Origin of the sequence: Bradyrhizobium sp. (assembly GCF_049512235.1) — a bacterium.
GTDB lineage: Bacteria > Pseudomonadota > Alphaproteobacteria > Rhizobiales > Xanthobacteraceae > Bradyrhizobium.
The window spans coordinates 1-3456 of the sequence record NZ_JBEKXH010000612.1 but is presented as its reverse complement, the minus strand read 5'-3'; the positions used below and the strand labels follow the sequence as shown (position 1 = coordinate 3456).

At 62.7% G+C, this 3456-nt stretch carries 3 protein-coding genes and 2 rRNA genes; 2 read left to right on the top strand and 3 right to left on the bottom strand.

The features are described 5' to 3' along the window. Both ABSG20_RS32700 and ABSG20_RS32695 read left to right on the top strand, forming a co-directional pair. On the top strand, positions 1 to 741 hold a 741-nt coding region (locus ABSG20_RS32700; protein ID WP_423868581.1), incomplete at its 5' end, for a phytanoyl-CoA dioxygenase family protein. A gap of 164 nt (positions 742 to 905) precedes the next feature. Then, positions 906 to 2216: an NAD(P)H-dependent oxidoreductase gene (locus ABSG20_RS32695; protein ID WP_423868580.1), complete on the top strand. Its 1311-nt coding sequence runs from the start codon at positions 906 to 908 to the stop codon at positions 2214 to 2216. Between the two features lie 44 nt (positions 2217 to 2260). On the opposite strand, the gene ABSG20_RS32690 is transcribed toward ABSG20_RS32695, so the two are convergent. The 3 genes from ABSG20_RS32690 to ABSG20_RS32680 all read right to left on the bottom strand — a co-directional run. Then, positions 2261 to 2833, bottom strand: coding sequence for a hypothetical protein (locus ABSG20_RS32690; RefSeq protein WP_423868579.1), 573 nt, complete (start codon positions 2831 to 2833; stop codon positions 2261 to 2263). Positions 2834 to 3087: 254 nt separating this feature from the next. Then, positions 3088 to 3202: ribosomal RNA gene (rrf, locus tag ABSG20_RS32685) — 5S ribosomal RNA — on the bottom strand. Between the two features lie 151 nt (positions 3203 to 3353). Further along, a 23S ribosomal RNA gene (locus ABSG20_RS32680) occupies positions 3354 to 3456 on the bottom strand; the annotation flags it as partial.

Sequence of the window (3456 nt, the reverse complement as noted above, 5' to 3'; positions counted from 1 at the left end):
GAGCTGTTCAGTGCCGAAGAGGTCGAACTGCTGGCGCGCGAGGCGGAGGGCATCTACGGCACCAGGCGTCCGGAGGTGTGGCGCGAGAAGAGCGGTGCGCCGCGCACCGCCTTTGCCGCCCATCTCTACAACGAGGCGTTCGGGCTGCTCGGCGCCCACCCGCGCATGATCGACCCGGTCGAGCAGATTTTTGGCGAAAAGGTCTACATGCATCAGTACAAGATCAATGCCAAATCGGCCTTCACCGGTGACGTCTGGCAATGGCACCAGGACTACGGCACCTGGAAACGCGACGACGGCATGCTGCAGCCCCGCGCGATGAACATCGCGATCTTCCTCGACGAGGTGATGCCGATCAACGGGCCCTTGATGCTGGTACCCAGGAGCCAGCATGCCGGCGACCTCAAGGCCTCGCACGATGTTCAGACCACGTCCTATCCGTTGTGGACGCTCGATGAGGAAACCGTGACGCGGCTCGTCAAGGAAGGCGGCATCGTTGCGCCGACCGGCAAGGCCGGCGGCCTTTTGATGTTCCACGGCAATCTGGTGCACGGTTCGGCCGGTAACATCACGCCCTACCCGCGCAAGATCGTCTACCTCACGCTCAACGCGGTCTCGAACTACATCCGCACCCCGACCCGGCCGGACTATATCGCGCATCGCGACTTCACGCCGATCAAGGCCGTGGCCGACGATGCGCTGCTGCGGCTCGCCCGCAGCCAGCGTCAGGCGGCGGAGTAAAATAGCTCTGGTGCCTCGGACGCAGCGCAGCACGAAGTGATGCGCTGCGGAGCCCGGCCCACACTTTTCCAGCGTCCCACATGGGTCCCGGCTCTGCGGCGCAGCGTGAAGGACGCTGCACCGCGTCGGGGACCGTTCCAAAAAACAAAGCGGATTCTCCTGCCATGAACCTGCATCATCTGCTCAACGCCCGCCGCATGGCTGGAAAACCCGTCCGCGTCGCGCTGATCGGGGCCGGCAAGTTCGGCTCGATGTTTTTGTCGCAGGTGCCGCACACGCCGGGATTGGAGGTGCCTGTCATCGTCGATCTTGATCCGGATCGCGCGCGTGAAGCCTGCCGCAGCGTCGGCTGGGACGCTGAGCGGGTCGCGGCGACGAGCTTCAGCGCCGACGCCGCGAAGGCGACATCTGATAACATCGAAGTGATCGTGGAGGCGACCGGCAATCCCGCGGTCGGCATCAGGCATGCCCGCGCCGCGATCGCCGCGGCGAAACATATCGTCATGGTCAATGTCGAGGCCGACGTGCTGGCGGGCCCGCTGCTGGCGGAGGAGGCGCGCCGCGCCGGCGTGGTCTATTCGCTGGCCTATGGCGACCAGCCGGCCCTGACCGCCGAGATGGTGGACTGGGCGCGCGCGATCGGGTTTCGCGTGGTCGCCGCCGGCAAGGGCACAAAGTACCTGCCGGCCTATCACGATGTCACGCCATCAGGGGTCTGGAGCCATTACGGGCTGACCGCGGCTGAGGCGCAGTCGGCCGGCATGAATCCGCAGATGTTCAACTCGTTTCTCGATGGCACCAAATCCGCCATCGAGATGGCCGCGATCGCCAACGCCACGGGGCTAAAGGTGCCCGGCGATGGACTTTCGTTTCCGCCCTGCGGCGTCGACGATCTGCCGCATGTGATGCGGCCGCGCGCGGCGGGCGGGGTGCTGGAAACGTCCGGCGTGGTGGAAGTGGTGTCGTCGCTGGAACGCGACGGCCGTCCGGTATTCCGCGATCTGCGCTGGGGCGTCTATGTCGTGCTGGAAGCGCCGAACGATTACGCCGCGGATTGTTTCAGGCAGTATGGCCTGAAGACCGATGCGAGCGGGCGCTTTGCGGCGATGTACAAGCCCTACCATCTGATCGGGCTGGAACTGAACATTTCCATTCTATCCGCCGCGCTGCGTGGCGAGCCGACCGGGCAACCGCAGGGCTTTCGCGGCGACGTCGCTTCGGTGGCAAAGCGGAGCTTGCGCGCCGGCGAAATGCTTGACGGCGAAGGCGGCTATACGGTGTGGGGCAGACTGATGCCGGCTTCGGCCAGTCTCAAAGCCGGCGCGCTGCCGATTGGCCTCGCCCATAAGGTAAAGCTGAAGAACGACATCGCCCATGGCGCGGTGGTCAAATGGAGCGACGTCGAGATCGACGGCGATAGCGAGACGGTCAGAACCCGTCGGGCGATGGAAGCGCGGTTTGGCGGAACGTGCTGAGCCAGCGATCTCAGGCGTAACGAACCGAGCGATCCGGAGGTTTTCTACTCGTCATTGCCCAAGGCGTCGACCAGCTTGTCGTAGTATCTGGCGACGAGATCGATGTTGCCCTTGTTCTCGATCGGCGGCGCCGGCGCCTTCAGCGCCTCGTTGAGATCGGCGAGCGCTTCCGTCTTGTCCTTGGCGGACATCTTCTTGTCGGCCTCGACCTGGGCGATCTGCGCCTTGATCACGGCCTCGGAACCGACATATTTCTTGGTCGCCGGATCGAAGCCGGAAAGCACGAGGCTGATGTTGTCGGCGACATTATTGTAGTCGTCGTAGCTTGAAAAACCATGCTTCTTGGCCACGGCTTCGAGCTGGGCGGTGACCTTCGGATCCGGCTTGGTGTTGTCCGGTAACTTCTCGGTGATCGCATCCATATCCTTCTGCGCCGCGAGAACCCCCTCGATCTGCTTGTCGGTCAGCGCCATCTGCTTCATCGGGGCCGTTGCGGCTTGGCCCGGCGGCGCCTGTGTAGCCTGCGCCATTGCGCTGTCGCTGGATATCACGGCGATCGCGACCGCGAGGCAGGCCATACTCAACGCTACAGCGGCGGGACGAACGAACTCACGCATGGGAGTCTCCTCGAGCTATGGGGCATTGCAATATCACGGGCGTCACTGCCTACCCATTTTGAAATGAACGGCCAATGAACTCGAAGGCCGCACTACCTACCGATCACGGTAAGCGTCCAATGACCGAAAATTGCGGCAGCGGCCAACGCCAGGCACAAAAAAACGCCGCCTCCGCCAGCGCATACCGCGCGCTAGGGGAGACGGCGTTTTGTTCGATCATGACACGTCAAGAGGAATTGCTTTGTCCTTGGCAGGCCTGGCAGCGACCTACTTTCCCAGGGCTTAAGCCATAGTATCATTGGCGCTGAGGAGTTTAACGGCCGAGTTCGGGATGGGATCGGGTTCAAGCTCCTCGCTAGAACCACCAGGCCGGCGAAGGACAGCAATCGGAGGCCAGACGACGGATGGCGGATAACAGACAGCTGTTATCCGCCATTCCGGCGCTGAACTCCACGAAGCAAGCTAATCTTCATCCGTCGGCCGACATCCGTCGGCCGATTCATGGACACTGAAAATGAGAGCAATCAAGCCAATCGAACGATTAGTACCGGTAAGCTACATGCGTTGCCGCACTTACACACCCGGCCTATCAACGTGGTCGTCTTCCACGGTTCTCAAGGGAA